General features: G+C 56.5%; 1 protein-coding gene. It reads right to left on the reverse strand.

All coding sequences use genetic code 11. From position 1 onward, the window contains the following. The coding region (locus tag R0J87_RS23330) for a hypothetical protein (protein ID WP_498889353.1) at nucleotides 1-246 on the reverse strand (246 nt) is incomplete at both ends.

Here is a 246-nt window from a genome sequence, read left to right on the forward strand (position 1 = left end):
CTGCCGTTATTCGAGGCGAGGCGGATCAATGCCTCTCCGCTGCCGAACACAGTTTCTTCATTGTCACGCCCGTAAATATCGATGCTGCCGTTGCCGGTGCGCACTTCAATGCGGGCATTCACCGGTTCCGTATCTGTCCGGATTTCGATGCGCCCGTTGTCCGTGTCGAATGCCACAGGAAATTCGAGCATTTCAGTCTCCAGCTCGATGCGCCCATTATTTGCGCGCGCTTCCAACTCGCCCGAT

The sequence above is a fragment of the Halomonas sp. SIMBA_159 genome (assembly GCF_046536035.1).
GTDB lineage: Bacteria > Pseudomonadota > Gammaproteobacteria > Pseudomonadales > Halomonadaceae > Vreelandella > Vreelandella venusta_A.